Here is a 1,527-nt window from a genome sequence, read left to right as displayed (position 1 = left end):
CGGCTGAGTCGAAAATCCACCGTCCCGTTCCCGTAGTTGCTGGTCAGGCAGCTCCTTCTGTTTGGAGGGTCACTTGGTAGCCGAGTTGGTTGAGCTGACTCACCAGTCGTCGGGTCTGCCTGGCACGGCCGGTGCGTTCGAGGAAGTACTGGCCGCCGAGGTCGGCGTACTCCGCGTCGCGGGTGAACATGTGCCAGACGGAGACCAGGATCGAATGCTGGAGCGCGACCAAGGCCCGCTTCTTCCCACGGCGGGCGACGATCCGGCGGTAGCGGGCGGCGAGGTAGGTGTCCCTGGTGCGGGAGGCCGACACGGCGGCCTGTCCGAGGGCGGCCTTGAGCCAGGGGTCGCCGTGCCGGGTCCGGCTGGGTCCCTTCTTGCCTCCGGATTCGTTGTTGCCGGGGCAGACTCCGGCCCACGAGGCCAGGTCGGCGGCGGAGGGGAAGCGTGCGATGTCGTCCCCGATCTCCGCGAGGATCACCTCGGCGGCCCGGGTGTTGACGCCGGGGATGGTCACGAGCAGGTCGATCCGGCGGCGAAAGGGCGCGATCTGTTCATCGATCCGCGCGTCGAGCCGCGTTTCCATGGCGGTGCAGGCATCCGCGCGGTCCAGCATCGCGCGGGCCAGGAAGGCGTGGTGGTCGGTGAAGCGGCCGGTGAGGGCCTCGACCAGGGCGTCGGTCTTGCGGCGCATGGAGCCCTTGGCCAGGTCCGCCAGCACGTGCGGGTCGCGTTCGCCGGCGATCAGTGCCTCCAGCATCGCCCGTCCGGAGACGCCCAGAATGCTGGAGATCGCGGCGGACAGCTTGATCCCCGTGTCCTCCAGCAGCTTCTCCAGGCGCTGGGTCTCGCGGGTGCGTTCGCGGATCACCTCGGTGCGGTAACGGGTCAGGTCGCGCAGCTGCCGGATCGGTTCCGGTGGCACGAACGAGGGCCGGACCAGACCGTGTTCGACGAGCTTGGCGATCCACTCGGCGTCCTTCACATCGGTCTTGCGGCCCGGCACGTTCCGCATGTGGCGGGCGTTCAGCAGCCAGCACTCCATCTCGTGTTCCAACAGGTAAAACGCGGGCTTCCAGTAGACGCCGGTGGCCTCCATGCCCACCACGGTGATCTGTTCGGCGAGCAGCCAGTCCCGCATCGCGAGCAGACCGGAGGTCACCGAGGAGAAGGTCCTCGTCTCGCTGCGGCGCCGCTTGCCGGAACCCGGCACCCAGATCGTCACCTTCACGTCCACCTTGCTGATGTCGATCCCCGCACAGCGTTCGTGGATCACGTCCATCGCCCCGGCACCCCCTCTCGTGATCGGCCGCGAGCGCGTGATCGTCCGGCGGGGGTCCGGCAGGCTGAAGAGTCTGAGTCACGTGCTCGAAGCAACACATCCGGGTGCCTGTCGATGGACCCCCGGCGTCCTACTGACACCCGGGCTCGGAGGCACCAAGGCGATACGACGTCCGCCGGACGACCACCCACCGATTTTCACGCCCACAGGGTGTCGCCGTCAGGGCGACCGGACTACTGACACCC

General features: G+C 68.2%; 1 protein-coding gene. It reads right to left on the bottom strand.

Annotation, left to right across the window (positions count from 1 at the left end; genetic code table 11):
- Positions 1–43: 43 nt before the first annotated feature.
- Positions 44–1,282 (bottom strand): IS110 family transposase, encoded by a 1,239-nt coding sequence (locus tag ACFU99_RS43285; protein WP_384404189.1) that lies wholly within the window; start codon positions 1,280–1,282, stop codon positions 44–46.
- Positions 1,283–1,527: the final 245 nt, after the last annotated feature.

It is taken from the genome of Streptomyces sp. NPDC057654, from assembly GCF_042800135.1.
Lineage (GTDB): Bacteria > Actinomycetota > Actinomycetes > Streptomycetales > Streptomycetaceae > Streptomyces.
The sequence above is the reverse complement of the archived record's forward strand: the minus strand, read 5'-3'. Positions and strand labels throughout refer to the sequence as shown.

What these genes read in the sequence shown, in the direction of transcription:
- ACFU99_RS43285 (WP_384404189.1), bottom strand. Translation starts at nt 1,282, where the DNA reads ATGGACGTGATCCACGAACGCTGTGCGGGGATCGACATCAGCAAGGTG.